The sequence below is a fragment of the Rhodococcus sp. WY5 genome, from assembly GCF_018588185.1.
GTDB lineage: Bacteria > Actinomycetota > Actinomycetes > Mycobacteriales > Mycobacteriaceae > Rhodococcus_F > Rhodococcus_F qingshengii.
This window is the reverse complement of the sequence record NZ_JAAMPR010000001.1, coordinates 3403182-3419539: the sequence shown is the minus strand read 5'-3', so window position 1 is coordinate 3419539 and position 16358 is coordinate 3403182. Positions and strand designations below refer to the sequence as shown.

Sequence of the window (16358 nt, the reverse complement as noted above, 5' to 3'; positions counted from 1 at the left end):
GGTGAGCGCTGCACCGAATGTGAGGGGAATCAGATGTCGTAGACACTTCCGGCGGAGACGGCATGGACCGGTCCGGAGAATTCGGATTTCGCTTCGGCGATCACGTCTTCACGCGATGTCCACGGCGGGATGTGCGTGAGGAGAAGTTCCTTGACGCCGGCGAGCGCAGCCACACGGCCGGCTTCCTTACCGGAGAGGTGAACTCCCTCGGGGCGATCCGGACTGTCGGTCCACGACGCTTCGGAGAGCAACACGTCTGCACCACGCGCGAGTTCGACGACGTTGTCGCACATTCCGGTGTCGCCTGTATAGACGAGGACGCGGCCGTCGGCGCCGGTGATCCGGAAACCGTAAGCCTCGGGTGGATGATTCATCCGGCGGGCGACGACGCTCAGTTCACCGAACGTCACCGGCTCGTTCTCGGCCCAGAGCCGGACGTCGATGGTGTCGGAGATGTCGTCCATCTCGCCGGCGCACTCGGCGGAGGACACTCCGATGCGGCACGCGGTGTCGGTGGGGCCGTAAACCAGAGCACGGCCGACCGGCGGGTTGGGGTGATAGCGACGCCAGACGAGCAGGCCGGGCATGTCGAGACAGTGGTCCGCATGAAGGTGCGAAAGCAGGATCGTCACCTCGCCCGGATCGGCGTATCGCTGCAACGCCCCAAGAACTCCCGGGCCGAAGTCGATCACGAGCGGCGGAGTTCCCGGTGCCGTGAGCAGGTATCCCGAAGCCGGTGAATCCGGACCCGTGACGCTGCCGGAACACCCCAGGACGGTCATGCGCATACCGGTCATGCTGCCACGTCTACCCGTCTGGGAAAAAGCTCTTGGTGGTTTTGGCGCGTCGAAGTCACACCGCAGTGAGGGTGTGACCCACGTCCGTTCAGAAACTCGGTGGTCGAACGGCCGGCGCCGACCCGGCACGCTTAGCCCTCTCCCCCGACGTGAGCGCCCAGGCGGCAACCACGCCGCCGATCGCTCCGAACAGATGCCCTTGCCAGGAAACCCGTGGATCGCTCGGCAGAACGCCCCACAGCACTCCGCCGTACACGACGAAGACGGCAACGCCGATCAGGATCTGTGTGAAGCTCCGCGTGAAGAACCCGCGCACCAGCAGGTAGGTGACCCAGCCGAAGATCAGCACGGACGCACCGACGTGATTCGAGTTCGAGCCGGCGAACAACCAGGTCCCGACGCCGCCGATCACCCAGATGATGCCGGTCGCCGCGAGTCCCCGCGCAATTCCCGACACCAGCACGAGGTATCCGAGGATCAGCACCGGAATGGTGTTGGCGATCAGATGACCCCAGTCGTCGTGCAGCACCGGGGCGAACAGGATTCCCCACAGGCCGTCGAGCGTGCGCGGGGTGACGCCGGCGTTTTGGACATTCTGACCGGAGATGACATCCACGATCTCGATCACGTAGAGCAGGATCGCGAAGCCGCCCACCAACACGGCCGACTGCTTCCACACCGAGGGCGGACCGGATTTCGGTGCCGGCGTCCGGGTGCCGAAGTCCGGACTGTTGAAATCCATCGTCATCGTGTGCGTCCTCCACCGTCGATCCGGTTTTCTGATCCGGTCACTCGCGACCAGGCTCAATTCGAGATTACCGCCGATTCCAGGAGTGCTGCCTAGAGAAATGCGGACGGGAAGAGTTCGCGGTAACTCGGGATTCCGGCTACCGACGTGGCGTCGAGAATCGCTGTGACGATCGCACGTTCGACCACCTGGGCCGAAGCCGCGCACACCGCGTCGAGTATCGGCAGATCGTTCGGGAAAGCGTCCGGAACCGTGATCTCCGAATTCGGAGTGTGATCACCGGTGGCGAGCGCAAAGATCGTGTCGCCGTCGAGCGGCGAATGTGCGGGCCGAATCGCTCGGGCCAGGCCGTCATGACCTGCGACGGCGACGCGTCGGCACCCGGCCTTCGTCAAGGCGGCGTCAGTGGCGACCACACCGATCGTGGTGTTGAGGACAGTCCCCTTGGCTGCAACGGCATTGGCCGCCGCGAGTTCGGACGCGTCGGGGAGCCTGAGGCCGAACGACTCCGCGCCGTCCGAGCCGACGCCCCACGGCAGGCCTGTTCTGGGGTCGAAGACCGAACCCACCGGATTCGCCACGATCAAGGCGGAGACCGTCGTCCCCTCGGCGGGGCCGTCGGCGATCACGACGCTGGCCGTTCCCACCCCACCCTTGAGCGCTCCGGCTCTGGCACCTACCCCCGCGCCGACCGTGCCCGTGGCGAATTCGCGCGAAGCAGTGTCGGCAGCGAGGAATCCGAAATCGCCGGTCGGACGAACGGTCCAGTCCCCCACCGGCAGATCGAAGATCACGGCGCCGGGCACGATCGGTACCACCTGGCCGGGAGCGCCCATCGCGATCCCGTGATCGTGTTCCTCGAGCCAGCGCATCACTCCGTCGGCCGCGGCAAGTCCGTAGGCACTACCGCCGGTCAACAGCACGGCATTGACCTGCTGGACCGAATGGCTCGGGTCGAGCAGATCGGTCTCGCGGGTACCCGGACCGCCGCCCCGGACGTCGACTCCGGCGACCACACCGGCCGACGCGAGCACGACCGTGCAGCCGGTGGCTGCGCCGCTTCCGAGAGTGGCTCCCTCGTCGAGCTTGTGGTGATGACCGACGGCGAGGCCGGCGACATCTGTCAGTGAATCAGTGGGCCCGGTCCGCGTTGTGGTCATGGCATGAGCGCCTGGACGAGGGAGTCCTGCATCCACGTCAACCAGTGATAGACGTCGAGATGCGGGGCTCGCGGGTCGTCGGGTTCGAGGCTCTCCGGGGTGTCGGCGTCGATGCCGAGATTGGTTCCGAGCGCGAGACGGACGTCGTTGAGCGAGGACAGCCAGGCGTCGGCCTGTTCCTGCGTGAGAACGACCTTGCCGCCGGCCTCTGGAAGCGAAGCCAACAACATGCGAGCGGACTCACGCTTGGCATCGATGATCTCGGGCTCGTGCAAACTGCGCAGCGCGCCGTTGACATTGGCACCGGCGTCGTCGAGATCGTCACTGTCCGGAGCGACCTTGTCCGGATCGGTGCGCTGGAAGTCGGGAAGCAAACGCGCCAATACCGGATTGTCGGGTGTCTCCGAATTTCCGGTACGAAGGCCCGTCAGGGCGGCGAGCTCGTCTTGCGGCGCCGAAGACGCACGCTCGTCGAGAAGCCCGGTCACCGACTCCACGAGCGAGCGCAGAACCGCCGCCTCGTGGCCGTCCATCTCGGACTTGAACTTCACTCCGCCGAGTGAACTCTTCCTACTCCACGTCCGCACGCGTCGGACTCCCGTCTACGAGTTAGGCGAACAAATCGGTCGAAAAAGTGCTTTTCTCAGGTGTCGTCGCGTTGCATCGTGGCCCAGAGACCGGCAGCGTGGAGGCGACGAACATCGGCCTCCATCTTGTCGCGCGAACCGCTCGAGACCACGGCCTTGCCCTCCGAATGGACCTGCATCATCAAGTCGGTGGCCTTGGCTTTGCTGTAGCCGAACAACTTCTGGAACACGTAAGTCACGTAATGCATGAGATTGACCGGGTCGTCCCAGACGATGGTCACCCAGGGCCGATCTGCGGCTTCGATGGTCGAAACAGCCTCCGACTGCTCGGGCGTGGCTTGAGGAGAGGAAGCCGTAGCGCCTCTCATCGTTACGTTCGCCGAGTAAGTGCCGGACACGGTCGCGCCGCCGAAAACCATGTATCCAGGGTACGGCGCGACGAGAGGCGACAACACCCACCCACGTCGTCTCGCGCATAGAGTTGTGTGCGTGCCTACGCAAATTTCCGACATCCGCGACGCCGGTGCCAGCACCGCACTGCTCACCGATCAGTACGAACTGACCATGCTCTCGGCGGCTCTCGCCGACGGATCTGCCTTCCGCAACTGCAGTTTCGAGGTATTTGCACGGCGGCTGCCAGACGGTCGTCGCTACGGCGTCGTCGCCGGTACCGAACGCCTTCTCGACGCACTCGAGCAGTTCCGGTTCGGTGAACCGGAACTGGCGATCGTTGCAAGATTTCTCGACGACACGACCGTCGAGTGGCTGCGCAACTATCGATTCTCCGGTGACATCGACGGCTACCGCGAGGGCGATTTCTACTTCCCCGGCTCACCGATCCTCTCGGTCCGCGGAACGTTCGCCGAGTGCGTCATCCTCGAAACCTTGATTCTCTCGATCCTCAACCACGACAGCGCGATCGCTTCGGCCGCAGCCCGCATGGTGAGCGCAGCGGGCGGTCGACGGATGATCGAGATGGGCTCGCGTCGTACACACGAACAGGCCGCCGTCGCCGCTTCACGTGCCGCGTATCTCGCCGGCTTCGACGCCACCTCCAACCTCGAAGCCGCGCGGCGTCACGACGTACCCAGTGCAGGTACCAGCGCGCACGCCTTCACTCTCCTGCACACCACCGAAGACGGTCCGGACGAGGCAGCGGCATTCCGCGGTCAGGTCGCGGCACTCGGCGTATCCACCACGTTGCTCGTCGATACCTACGACATCACCGAGGGTGTGAAAACGGCTGTCGCCGTTGCCGGTCCCGAGCTGGGCGGGGTTCGCATCGACTCCGGCGATCTCGGCGTTCTTGCTCGTCAGGTACGCCAACAACTCGACGATCTCGGTGCTACCAAAACACGCATCGTCGTCTCCGGCGACCTGGACGAGTACGCGATCGCGGCTCTGCGCGCCGAACCCGTCGACTCGTACGGCGTCGGCACTTCCCTGGTCACCGGATCAGGCGCCCCCACCGCCGGCATGGTCTACAAACTTGTCGAGGTCGACGGAATCGCGGTCGAGAAGAGAAGCACCAACAAGGCATCTCGCGGCGGCGCAAAGAAGGCACTGCGCGTAGTGCGTCCGACCGGAACGATCGTCGAAGAAGTCATCTACCCCGCCGGATCACCGTCACCTGTCTCCGAGGCGGACGGCGCGACCGAACTGCTGATCCCGCTGGTTCGCGAAGGCAAGGTCGTCGACAGCGCGCCGACGCTCGAAGAGAGCAGAGCGGTTCTGAAGGCAGGGCTCGTGAGCCTGCCGTGGGAAGGCCTCAAGCTCTCGCGCGGAGACTCGGCTGTGCCCGTTCGATTCACCGGAGGTGAGCACCAGTGAGTGCAAAAGCACTGATAATTGTCGACGTTCAGAACGATTTCTGTGAAGGTGGAGCTCTTGCAGTCGACGGCGGTGCTGCGGTTGCGGGAGCCGTCAACGATTTCGTCAACTCCCACGAGTACGACGCCGTAGTCGCGACTCGCGATTTCCACATCGACCCTGGGGCGCACTTCTCCGAGAATCCCGACTTCATCGACAGCTGGCCGGTTCACTGCGTCGTCGGGACAGCCGGCGCCGAGTTCCATCCGGCGTTCGACGCTTCCGTCGCCGGGTCGGCGATCTTCTCCAAGGGCGCCTACAGCGCGGCCTACTCCGGTTTCGAAGGAGCAGCCGAGGACGGAACGACGCTCGAGGACTGGCTCCGCGCCCACGAGATCACCGACGTCGACGTGATCGGCATTGCCACCGATCACTGTGTCAAGGCCACGGCCGTCGATGCCGCGCGCGCGGGGTTCGCCACGACTGTCCTTCTCCCCTTCACCGCTGGTGTGTCGACCGCCACGATCGAGTCGGCATTGGTGCAGATGCGGGAGGCGGGAGTGCAGCTGATCGGGCGAGACGAGGCCTCGTCGCAAGAAGACTCGAATGCCGGGGAACCACCCCGGGAATCATCCGTGGACGTTTCTGACGTAGGGATCCATTAACCTTCGTGGGTGGCCGATCAACTCCCGAACGTTCCCGAACTGCTCCAGACAGCGGTGCGGTCGCTCGGCGGTGCCGAACGAACCAGTCAGCTGACGATGGCGTCCGCCGTGGCGCACTCGATCGACACCGGCGAGCATCTGGCCGTCCAGGCCGGCACCGGTACCGGTAAGTCGCTCGCCTACCTCGTTCCGAGCCTGCGCCACGCGGTCGAATCGGGACGCACCGTGGTCGTGTCCACCGCCACCATCGCGCTGCAGCGTCAGCTCGTCGACCGAGATCTGCCTCGACTCGCCGATGCCCTGAAGAAGCCACTCGGCCGACGCGCAGAGTTCGCAATCCTCAAGGGCCGCAACAACTACCTGTGCATGAACAAGATCCATACCGGCGCGTCCGAGCAGCCACCCGAGGACGAGTTGTTCGATCCGTTCACGGTCTCGCGTCTCGGCCGGGAGGTCGTCCGCCTCACCGAATGGTCCTCAGACACCGAAACCGGTGATCGGGACGAATTGGTGCCGGGCGTATCCGATCAGGCGTGGCGGCAGGTCAGTGTCACCTCCCGCGAATGCATCGGTAAGAACCAGTGCCCGGTCGGTGAGGACTGCTTCGCCGAGCGCGCCCGAGTCGAGGCGTCGAAGGCCGACGTAGTGGTCACCAACCACGCACTGCTCGCGATCGACGCCATCACCGGCATCCAGATCCTGCCTGACCACGACGTCGTGGTGATCGACGAGGCCCACGAGTTGGTCGACCGCGTCACCGGCGTCGCCACGGCCGATCTCACTGCCGCCTCGATCAGTGCCGCGGCCCGGCGTTGCGGCAAGATCGCCGAAGAGCAGGATGCCGATCGCCTCGAAGCTGCCGGCGAGGGGTGGGCTGGACTCCTCGAGGAATTGCGCCCAGGTCGCTGGGAAGGCCTCCCGGACGGGGCGGCACCCGCACTGGCTGCGATCCGCGACGCGGCCTGGTCGCTGCGCACCGCTATCGGTCCGGCCAAACCGGGTATGGCTGCTGCAGATCCCGAAGCCGCTGCGGCCCGCAACGCCGCACTCTCGTCCGTCGACGACGTCCACGACAGTGCCGTGCGTATTCTCACCGCTTTCGACGAACCCGACCCGGCCAAGCGCAAGGACGTCGTCTGGCTGTCCTCGGACGAGTTCCGCGGATCGGTGCGGCGCTCCGTCCGGATGGCTCCGCTCTCGGTCGGCGGATTGCTGCGCTCGCGACTGTTCGCCGAATCCACCGTCGTTCTCACTTCCGCGACACTGACCGTCGGCGGATCGTTCGACGGTCTCGCCGTCAACTGGGGTCTTCCTGCGGAATCGTCCGCGCGCCCCGACTCGGGTACCGCCATCGGCACCGAAGCACCTTCTGACGCTTCGGCTTTCCGCTGGAACTCACTCGACGTCGGGTCGCCCTTCGACCATGCAAAGTCCGGCATCATCTACATTGCCCGCCACCTGCCCACTCCCGGCCGCGACGGCCTCTCCCCTGTCTATCTCGACGAGATCGCCGAACTCGTCGAGGCTGCGGGCGGACGCACCCTCGGCCTGTTCTCGTCGATGCGCGCCGCCAAAGCCGCGTCGGAGGCGATGCGCGAACGCCTCGACACCCCCATCCTGTGCCAGGGCGACGACGCCACCGGCACCCTCGTCAAGGCCTTCGCCAAGGACGAACCCACGTCACTGTTCGGCACGTTGTCCCTGTGGCAGGGCGTCGATGTTCCGGGTCCGTCACTGAGCCTCGTCATATTGGACCGGATTCCGTTCCCGCGCCCGGACGACCCACTGTTGATGGCTCGCCAGCAGGCTATCGAATCCCATGGCGGTAACGGCTTTCTCAGCGTCTCGGCCAATCACGCGGCGCTGCTCCTGGCACAGGGCGTCGGCCGTCTGCTTCGTAGCACCGACGACAAGGGCGTGGTGGCCGTGCTCGATCCGCGTCTGGCCACAGCGAGATACGCGGGTTACCTTCGCGCATCGCTGCCTCCGTTCTGGGAGACGACCAACCCCGAAGTCGTCCGCAAGGCGCTCACCCGCATCCGCGACTCACGTCCCTGAGCCGGTTCTCACGCGGGCACAATTCTGCCCCGGTGCCGACCGAACGGACCGGGGCAGAATGCAATACGTCAGACGCTCGGAGTGGTCACCAACCCGAGTTCGGACGCATCGACCAACAACCGGTGATGCGGCAACACCCGCACGGTGTAACCCACGGAGCCGGAGACCGGAAGCGCAACCTCGGCTTCGAAGATCTCGGCTCCGTCCTCGGTTCCGAAATGTGTCATCGGGAACGTCACCACGTCGGTGAGTTCCTCGCCTGGGCTGACGCGTCCCAGGACTGCCTGAACCTCCACATCCGAGACCGACAAGCCGCCGAGGCGGACCTTGGCTTTCAAAGAGATGGTCGCACCGATCTCCGGGGTGTCCGGCAGGCCGGAACCGTCAACCTGCTCGACGGCGACCGACGGCCACTGCGACTCGATACGGCGACGGAACTCGGCCACCTCACGCGCGCCGGCAAAATCGTCCGCCACTACCGCTCGAGCTGATTCCGCCGAAGGGGCGTAGTAGTCGACGGCGTAGTCACGAACCATGCGTGATGCCAACACCTTCGGGCCCAGATTCTCGAGGGTGTGGCGAACCCTCTCGACCCAGCGCGTCGGCAGATCGGCTGCATCACGGTCGTAGAACGTCGGCAGTACCGCGTGCTCGAGAAGTTCGTAGAGGGCGCTGGCTTCCAGATCGTCACGCCGCACGTCGTCGAGAACACCGTCGGCCGTCGGAATGGCCCACCCGTTCTCGCCGTCGTACATCTCGTCCCACCATCCGTCGCGAATGGAGAGGTTGAGGCCGCCGTTGAGCGCGGATTTCATGCCGGAAGTACCGCACGCCTCGAGTGGGCGAAGCGGGTTGTTGAGCCACACGTCGCAGCCCCAGTACAGGTAGCGGGCCATCGACATGTCGTAATCAGGCAGGAAGACGATGCGGTGACGCACATCCGCTTCGTCGGCGAACCGCACGACCTGCTGGATGAGTGCCTTACCGCCGTCGTCGGCGGGGTGCGACTTGCCGGCCACCACCAACTGCACCGGACGTTTCTCGTCGAGCAACATCGCACGCAGACGCTCGGGATCACGCAGCATCAGCGTCAACCGCTTGTACGTCGGAACGCGCCTCGCGAATCCGACTGTCAAGACGTTGGGATCGAATACTCCAGTGGTCCAGCCGAGTTCGGCCTCGGTCGCGCCGCGTTCGAGCCAGGACGCTCGGACGCGACGACGAACTTCGTCGACCAACTTGCCGCGCAACGCATTACGTGTTTCCCACAGTTCGGTTGCCGACAACTCGTGCAGGCGCTCCCACCCGCGTGCTTCTTCGAGTTGCTCCTGACCGACGATCCGCCTGGCCACGTCCATCCACTCCGGCGCCGCCCACGTCGGCGCGTGAACACCGTTGGTGACCGAACCGATCGGCACCTCGTCGGCGTCGAAGCCCGGCCAGAGACCGTTGAACATGTCGCGGCTGACGATGCCGTGCAACTTCGAGACGCCGTTGGCTCGCTGGCCCAGGCGAAGACCCATGTGCGCCATGTTGAAGATCGACGGATCGGCTTCACGCCCCATCCCGACGATGCGGTCGACGGTCAGGCCGGGAAGCAGACTCGATTCGTTCTCGCCGTTCGCTCCGCCGAAGTAGTGACGGACCAGATCCGCCGGGAAGCGGTCGATTCCGGCGGGAACCGGAGTGTGCGTCGTGAAGACCGTTCCGGCACGGACCGCGGCCAGAGCCGAATCGAAGTCCAGACCGCTGGTGGTGACAAGTTCCCGAATCCGTTCGATGCCGAGGAATCCGGCATGCCCCTCGTTCATGTGGAACACCTCGGGATCGGGCAATCCGTACGCCGCGGTGTAGGCGCGCACCGCGCGGACGCCGCCGATACCCGCGAGGATCTCCTGCTTGATGCGGTGATCCTGGTCCCCGCCGTAGAGACGGTCCGTGACGCCGCGCAGATCCGCGTCGTTCTCGGCGATGTCGGAATCGAGCAGCAGCAACGGCACTCGTCCGACCTGAGCGATCCACACTCGCGCGCGCAGCACCCGGCCACCGGGCATGGCGACGTGAATGACGACCGGCGATCCGTCTTCGGAAGCCGGGCCTGCGTCCGTCAGCAAACGAAGAGGCAACCCTTGAGGGTCGTGCGGCGGGTAGTGCTCGGCCTGCCAACCGTCGGCGGTCAGCGACTGGCGGAAGTAGCCGGATCGGTAGAGCAGTCCGACGCCGATGAGCGGCAGCCCGAGGTCGGACGCGGCCTTGAGGTGATCGCCCGCCAGGATGCCCAATCCACCGGAGTAGTTGGGCAGAACTTCGCTGACTCCGAACTCCATGGAGAAGTACGCAATTCCGCCGGCTAACGATGTGCCCTTGGCCTGCTGGGATTGGTACCAGCGCGGGGTGCTCAGATAAGCATCGAGATCGGCTGCTGCAGTGTCGAGGTCACCGAGAAATGCCTCGTCACTGCTGAGTTCGTCGAGACGGGTGGGGTCGACTTCCCCGAGCATGCGGACCGGATCGAACTGGACTGCTTGCCAGAGTTCGGGGTCGAGTCGCGAGAACAGATCCTGTGTCTCGGGATGCCACGACCACCGAAGGTTGGTGGACAGGGGGCCGAGCGCGGCGAGGCGCTCCGGAAGGTGGGCTCGGACAGTGAACCGACGCAAGGCTTTCACCCCGCGAACCCTAGTCGAGTTCCTCGCACTCTGTCCGGTGGAACCGAACGCCCGAGCCGACCTGACCACCGACAGACCCGAATTCGTCGTTATCAGCACTCCAGCGCCGCACCCACTACGGTTGAACCCGGCGAAAGAAAGTTTTACCGCGATCCATCACCAGAAATGGAGCTTCCCGTGTCAGGACGCCTCGGTATCGACGACGTGGTACCCGAGATCTCGGGTAACTATCCGGCAAAGGCCGTGGTCGGTGAAGTCTTCCCAGTGCACGCCACCGTGTGGCGAGAAGGCCACGACGCCATTTCCGCCACTTTGGTCGTGCGTGGTCCGCGCGGTACCAAGCCGCTGCGCATTCCGATGGATCCCGGGACCGAACCGGACACCGTCGACGCGGTGTTCGCGCCGTCCGCCGAAGGCATGTGGTCGTTCCGGATCGAGGCGTGGAGCGATCCCATCGCCACCTGGAAGCACGCCGTGGAAGCAAAGCTCGCCGTCGGGCAAGGGGCGGCCGAGTTGGCCAACGACCTGGAAATCGGTGCGCGCCTGTTCGAACAGGCCGCGCACGAGGTACCGCGGGGCAACAGGTCCAGGCTCGAGGCCGTCACGGCGTCGCTGCGCAGCGATCAGGCGCTGACTGCTCGCGTCGCGCCGGCCTTCGCCTCCGACGTCGCCGAACTGCTCCGCGCCACTCCGCTCCGTGAACTGGTCACCAAGGGCGAGTCCCACCCCGTCGTCGTCGATCGCAACCGTGCACTGTTCGGATCGTGGTACGAGTTCTTCCCCCGCTCGACGGGCGGTTGGGACGAGAACGGGGTGCCGCAACACGGTACTTTCCGAACCTCGGCCGAAGACCTACCCCGCATCGCCGCAATGGGTTTCGACGTCGTCTACCTTCCGCCGATCCATCCCATCGGCGAGATCAACCGCAAGGGACGCAACAACACTCTCACTCCCGAACCCGGTGACGTCGGCTCGCCGTGGGCCATCGGCTCGGTCGACGGCGGGCACGACGCTGTTCACCCGCAACTCGGCACGCTCAAGGACTTCAAGGCCTTCGTCGCGGCGGCCCGCAAGCTCGATCTCGAAGTGGCACTGGATCTCGCGCTGCAGTGCGCCCCGGATCATCCATGGGCCAAGAAGCATCCGGAGTGGTTCAACGTCCTTCCCGACGGCACCATCGCCTACGCCGAGAACCCGCCCAAGAAGTATCAGGACATCTACCCGATCAACTTCGACACCGATCCTCGCGGTCTGGACAAGGAAATCCTGCGAGTCGTCCGACACTGGATCAGTGCCGGAGTCAAGATCTTCCGGGTCGACAACCCACACACCAAGCCGCCGAACTTCTGGGAGACGCTCATCTCTGAGGTCAAGAAGACCGACCCCGACGTCCTGTTCCTCGCCGAGGCATTCACTCGTCCGGCGCGCATGTACGGCCTTGCCCGGCGCGGGTTCACGCAGTCGTACACGTACTTCACCTGGCGAGTTGCGAAGTGGGAGCTCACCGAATTCGGTAACGAGCTGGCGGCGAAGGCCGACGAAGCCCGACCGAACCTCTTCGTGAACACGCCGGACATCCTGCACGAGTCCCTCCAGCACGGTGGGCCCGGAATGTTTGCACTGCGAGCAGCTCTCGCCGCCACCCTGGCGCCGACGTGGGGCGTCTACTCCGGTTACGAACTCTACGAACACCAAGCCGTTCGCCCCGGCAGCGAGGAATACCTCGACTCCGAGAAATACGAACTTCGGCCGCGCCGTTTCGCCGAAGCAGCAGCGCGAGGCGAGTCTCTCGAGCCGTGGATCACCGCGCTCAACCGCATCCGGCGTGCACATCCGGCCCTGCAACAGTTGCGGAACCTGCACTTTCACCACATCGACAACGACGCGTTGATCGCCTACTCGAAGTTCGACGCCTCGACCGGTGACGCCGTCCTGACGGTGATCAACCTCAACCCGTTCGCTGCAGAAGAGGGCACCGTCTGGTTGGACATGCCGGCGCTCGGACGCGAATGGCACGACCACATGACCGTGCTCGACGAGGTAACCGGTGAGCAGTTCAATTGGGGCCAAGCCAATTTCGTCCGCCTCGAGCCCTGGCGTTCGGTGGCGCACATCCTCGCGCTCCCACCGGTTCCGTATCCGGCCCGGATCTCTCTGGCCTACCAAGCACGCAATGCGCACCGCGCAGGTGGAGGCAAGTGATGTCAACCGAGAAGTTCCCTTCGGGTATCGCACCGGACAATCACGATCTGGAGCTGTTGGCGCGCGGTGAACATCACGATCCGCACAGTGTCCTCGGCGCCCATCCCCACGCCGACGGCACCGTTCTGCGAGCGTTGCGTCCCAACGCCGAGTCCGTCAGCGCCGTCATCGGCGGCAAAGACTTTCCTCTCGAACATGTTTCGAACGGAATCTTCGCGGCTCTGGTCCCCTACCCCGACCTGATCGACTATCGCTATTCCGTGACGTACCCGGGTGGACACACGGTTCTCGCAGCCGACCCTTACCGATTCCTGCCGACTCTCGGTGAACTCGACCTTCACCTGTTCGGCGAAGGTCGGCACGAACGACTGTGGGACATCCTCGGCGCACATCCGCGTTCGTACGAGACACCGGACGGACCCGTCGACGGCACCTCGTTCGCCGTCTGGGCTCCGGCCGCCCGCGGCGTGACCGTCGTCGGCGACTTCGACGGGTGGAGTGGGCAATTCGCCCCCATGCGAGTCCTCGGATCCACTGGGGTCTGGGAACTCTTCCTGCCCGACATCGCAGTCGGTTCGCTGTACAAGTTCCGGGTCCACGGCCACGACGGCTCCGTTCGCGACAAGGCCGATCCCATGGCATTCGGTACCGAGGTCCCGCCGGCGACGGCGTCGCGAGTGACCACCAGTTCGCATGAGTGGAACGACGCGGCCTGGCTCGAAACCCGCGCCGGTGTCGATCCTTCGCAGTCCCCGATGAGCGTGTACGAGGTGCACCTCGGATCGTGGCGTCCCGGACTCGACTACCGGCAGATGGCCGAGCAACTCGCCGTCTACGTCACCGAAACCGGATTCACCCACGTCGAACTGCTGCCCGTCTCCGAGCATCCGTTCGGTGGATCGTGGGGATACCAGGTCACCTCGTACTACGCACCGACCTCCCGCTTCGGCACCCCGGACGACTTCCGCTGGTTCGTCGACCACCTGCACGCCGCAGGGATAGGTGTCATTGTCGACTGGGTGCCTGCACACTTCCCCAAAGACGAGTGGGCCCTGGCTCGTTTCGACGGAACTCCCCTGTACGAGCACGCCGATCCGCGTCGCGGCGAGCAGTTGGACTGGGGCACATACGTATTCGACTTCGGTCGCCGCGAGGTGCGGAACTTCCTCGTCGCCAATGCACTCTTCTGGCTCGAGGAGTTCCACATCGACGGACTTCGCGTCGACGCTGTCGCATCGATGCTGTACCTGGACTACTCACGCCCGGAAGGTGGATGGACTCCCAACATTCACGGCGGCCGCGAGAATCTCGAAGCCGTTGCGTTCCTGCAGGAGATGAACGCCACCGTCCACAAGAACCATCGAGGAGTCGTCACCGTCGCCGAGGAGTCGACGGCGTGGCCCGGAGTCACTCGGGCGACCAATGTCGGCGGCCTCGGATTCAACATGAAGTGGAACATGGGGTGGATGCACGACACCCTCGGGTTCCTCGGTCACGACCCGGTACACCGGACCTACCACCATCACGAGATCACGTTCTCACTGATGTACGCGTGGAGTGAGAACTACCTGCTACCGATCAGCCATGACGAAGTGGTGCACGGCAAAGGAACTCTGTGGACCCGGATGCCCGGCAACGACTTCGCCAAGGCGTCCGGCCTGCGCTCACTGCTTGCATACATGTGGGCGCATCCAGGCAAGCAACTGCTGTTCATGGGACAGGAATTCGGTCAGAGTGCGGAATGGTCCGAAGAACGCGGCCTCGACTGGTGGCAGCTCGACGATCAGTACACCGGCACTCTCCATCGCGGCGTCCAGCGACTGGTCGGCGATCTCAACTCCGCGTACCGACGTCATCCGGCCATGTGGACCCTCGACACCTCGCCCGGTGGATACTCCTGGATCGACGCCAACGACACCGAGAACAACGTCCTCAGTTTTCTGCGTTACGGTACTGACGGTTCGATTGTCGCCTGCCTGTTCAACTTCTCGGGCAGTGAGCACTCGAGCTACCGCGTCGGGCTACCAGAGCCCGGCCGATGGGTGGAAATTCTCAACACCGATGCCGAGGTGTACGGCGGCTCCGGAGTCGGGAACCTCGGAGCGGTCACAGCAACGTCGCATTCGTGGCACGGTCGGCCAGCCTCCGCACAGGTGGCGCTGCCAGCTGCTGGAGCGATTTGGATAAGTCTGGAGCGTTGATGGTCGGCCGGCGAGTAGTCATTGTCACGTCGTCACTGTTGGCAGTGGCCGCACTGCTCGCCGGTTGTGCCCAGGGAACGAGTGGCCACGCCGTCTCGATTTATCACGATCCCTTCCGCGTCGCCGGACTCGACGCAACGGCAGGACCAAGTGGATTGCGTCCGGGAGCCCCCAACGCCGACCGAGCAATCACCGGCACCGACGGCGGGGACATCGACGCGCTGGCAGCCAACGCCATCACAGACATCGAAACCTACTGGGCCGCCGAGTACCCGGCTCTGTTCGACAAGCCCTTCGAACCGGTCGACGAGCTGATCTCGTGGGACCCCACCGAATCGAACGGCCCGGACTTCTGTGAGGAGACCACCGAAGAACTCATCAACGCCGGGTACTGCAGCATCGATCACACCATCGGTTGGGATCGTGAATTGCTGCTGCCCGAGGTGCGGGAGAAGTTCGGTGACGTGGCCGTCGCGTTCATCTTTGCGCACGAGTACGGCCATGCCGTTCAACGCAAGGCCGGGATCGTCGGCGGTAAACGAGACGCAGCCCTGGTGCGCGAACAGCAAGCCGACTGTTTCGGTGGCGCCTTCTTGCGGCACGTCGCCGAGGACAAGGCCGCGCACTTCACGATGAACACCTCCGACGGACTCAACAAGGTGTTGGCGTCGGCGGTCGCCATCCGCGACGAAGACCCTAATGATCCTGAGAGCCACCATGGTTCGGCGTTCGAGCGCGTCACCGCCACTCAGATCGGCTTCACCGACGGCGCCGGTGCGTGCGCGAAGATGGACGCCGACGAAATCGAGTCACGACGTGCAGACCTCCCGCAGCAGTTCGCCGAGGGCAACGATTCCGGAGAACTGCCCGTCACCGAGGCAACTCTCGACGAGTTCGTGAAGACCTTCCAAGCGATCTTCGATCTACCGCAGCCACCGAAGGTCGTGTTCACCGGCGCAGACACCGGGTGCAGCGATGCCGTTGCGACCGAACCCGTCTCGTACTGCCCGTCGACGAACACCATCGGAATCAGCGTCGACGACCTTGCCGAGCGCGGCACGCCGGGTCGCGTCGGGCGACGCGAGTTGATCCAGACCAACATCACCGGTGACTACAACGCCTATGTCCTGCTCGCGTCGAGGTACACCCTCGCGATGCAGAAGGAGAACGGCCAATCGCTCGACACTCCGCAGACTGCCCTGCGCGCGGCCTGCTTGTCCGGCGTCATCACCGCAGCACTCAGTCCCACCAACGCCGCGGCGTCCGGAGCACAGGTCACACTCTCTCCCGGCGACCTCGACGAAGCCGTATCGGGGCTGCTGACCGACGGCCTGGCTGCCAGTGACGTCAACGGTGAGACGGTTCCGAGCGGGTTCGCACGTGTCGACGCGTTCCGGACCGGCGTTCTCGGTGGCCGGGAAGTGTGCGACAGCCGCTACACGGAGTAGCGACTGCCGGTCCA

At 64.7% G+C, this 16358-nt stretch carries 12 protein-coding genes; 6 read left to right on the top strand and 6 right to left on the bottom strand.

All coding sequences use genetic code 11. The features are described 5' to 3' along the window. Positions 1-29: 29 nt before the first annotated feature. The 5 genes from G4D79_RS15990 to clpS form a co-directional block, all read right to left on the bottom strand. Entirely contained in the window at positions 30-788 is a 759-nt protein-coding gene (locus G4D79_RS15990) for a cyclic nucleotide-degrading phosphodiesterase (protein ID WP_007733274.1), read from the bottom strand. A gap of 97 nt (positions 789-885) precedes the next feature. Beyond that, positions 886-1545: a rhomboid family intramembrane serine protease gene (locus tag G4D79_RS15985; protein WP_007733273.1), complete on the bottom strand. Its 660-nt coding sequence runs from the start codon at positions 1543-1545 to the stop codon at positions 886-888. 92 nt (positions 1546-1637) lie between these two features. Continuing rightward, positions 1638-2705, bottom strand: coding sequence for a P1 family peptidase (locus G4D79_RS15980; RefSeq protein ID WP_003945309.1), 1068 nt, complete (start codon positions 2703-2705; stop codon positions 1638-1640). After that, complete coding sequence (locus G4D79_RS15975; protein ID WP_003945318.1) at positions 2702-3292, bottom strand: DUF2017 domain-containing protein; 591 nt, start codon at positions 3290-3292, stop codon at positions 2702-2704. Before G4D79_RS15975 ends, G4D79_RS15980 begins: the two co-directional genes overlap by 4 nt. Before the next feature lie 56 nt (positions 3293-3348). Then, positions 3349-3660, bottom strand: coding sequence for an ATP-dependent Clp protease adapter ClpS (gene clpS / locus G4D79_RS15970; RefSeq protein WP_037132099.1), 312 nt, complete (start codon positions 3658-3660; stop codon positions 3349-3351). Positions 3661-3781: 121 nt separating this feature from the next. On the opposite strand from clpS, the gene G4D79_RS15965 reads away from it, so the two are divergent. The 3 genes from G4D79_RS15965 to G4D79_RS15955 are packed head-to-tail and all read left to right on the top strand — an operon-like array spanning position 3782 to position 7824. Further along, positions 3782-5122, top strand: coding sequence for a nicotinate phosphoribosyltransferase (locus G4D79_RS15965; RefSeq protein ID WP_180279675.1), 1341 nt, complete (start codon positions 3782-3784; stop codon positions 5120-5122). Beyond that, positions 5119-5766: a nicotinamidase gene (locus tag G4D79_RS15960; protein WP_042446164.1), complete on the top strand. Its 648-nt coding sequence runs from the start codon at positions 5119-5121 to the stop codon at positions 5764-5766. The genes G4D79_RS15965 and G4D79_RS15960 overlap by 4 nt, the downstream gene beginning before the upstream one ends. 9 nt (positions 5767-5775) lie before the next feature. Continuing rightward, the gene (locus G4D79_RS15955) at positions 5776-7824 is read left to right on the top strand and encodes an ATP-dependent DNA helicase (RefSeq protein ID WP_099698632.1); all 2049 of its coding nucleotides are present in this window, start codon (positions 5776-5778) and stop codon (positions 7822-7824) included. 68 nt (positions 7825-7892) lie between these two features. On the opposite strand, the gene glgP is transcribed toward G4D79_RS15955, so the two are convergent. After that, a complete protein-coding gene (gene glgP / locus G4D79_RS15950; RefSeq protein ID WP_030537902.1) occupies positions 7893-10493 on the bottom strand; it encodes an alpha-glucan family phosphorylase in 2601 nt (866 codons plus the stop codon). Positions 10494-10670: 177 nt separating this feature from the next. Between glgP and G4D79_RS15945 the strand changes: the two genes are divergently transcribed. Genes G4D79_RS15945 through G4D79_RS15935 form a run of 3 tightly spaced genes read left to right on the top strand, consistent with a single transcriptional unit; the run spans position 10671 to position 16344 of the window. Beyond that, on the top strand, positions 10671-12695 hold the full coding sequence (locus G4D79_RS15945) for an alpha-1,4-glucan--maltose-1-phosphate maltosyltransferase (protein WP_099698637.1): 2025 nt from the start codon (positions 10671-10673) through the stop codon (positions 12693-12695). Further along, positions 12695-14896 (top strand): 1,4-alpha-glucan branching protein GlgB, encoded by a 2202-nt coding sequence (glgB, locus tag G4D79_RS15940; RefSeq protein ID WP_058038868.1) that lies wholly within the window; start codon positions 12695-12697, stop codon positions 14894-14896. The genes G4D79_RS15945 and glgB overlap by 1 nt, the downstream gene beginning before the upstream one ends. Further along, positions 14896-16344 (top strand): neutral zinc metallopeptidase, encoded by a 1449-nt coding sequence (locus G4D79_RS15935; protein ID WP_042446171.1) that lies wholly within the window; start codon positions 14896-14898, stop codon positions 16342-16344. The genes glgB and G4D79_RS15935 overlap by 1 nt, the downstream gene beginning before the upstream one ends. Positions 16345-16358 lie beyond the last annotated feature (14 nt).

Bases quoted from the DNA above. Each gene is read 5' to 3' on its own strand.
- G4D79_RS15980 (WP_003945309.1), bottom strand. From the start codon at position 2,705: ATGACCACAACGCGGACCGGGCCCACTGATTCACTGACAGATGTCGCC.
- G4D79_RS15990 (WP_007733274.1), bottom strand. From the start codon at position 788: ATGCGCATGACCGTCCTGGGGTGTTCCGGCAGCGTCACGGGTCCGGAT.
- G4D79_RS15935 (WP_042446171.1), top strand. From the start codon at position 14,896: ATGGTCGGCCGGCGAGTAGTCATTGTCACGTCGTCACTGTTGGCAGTG.
- G4D79_RS15985 (WP_007733273.1), bottom strand. From the start codon at position 1,545: ATGACGATGGATTTCAACAGTCCGGACTTCGGCACCCGGACGCCGGCA.
- glgB (WP_058038868.1), top strand. From the start codon at position 12,695: ATGTCAACCGAGAAGTTCCCTTCGGGTATCGCACCGGACAATCACGAT.
- clpS (WP_037132099.1), bottom strand. From the start codon at position 3,660: ATGAGAGGCGCTACGGCTTCCTCTCCTCAAGCCACGCCCGAGCAGTCG.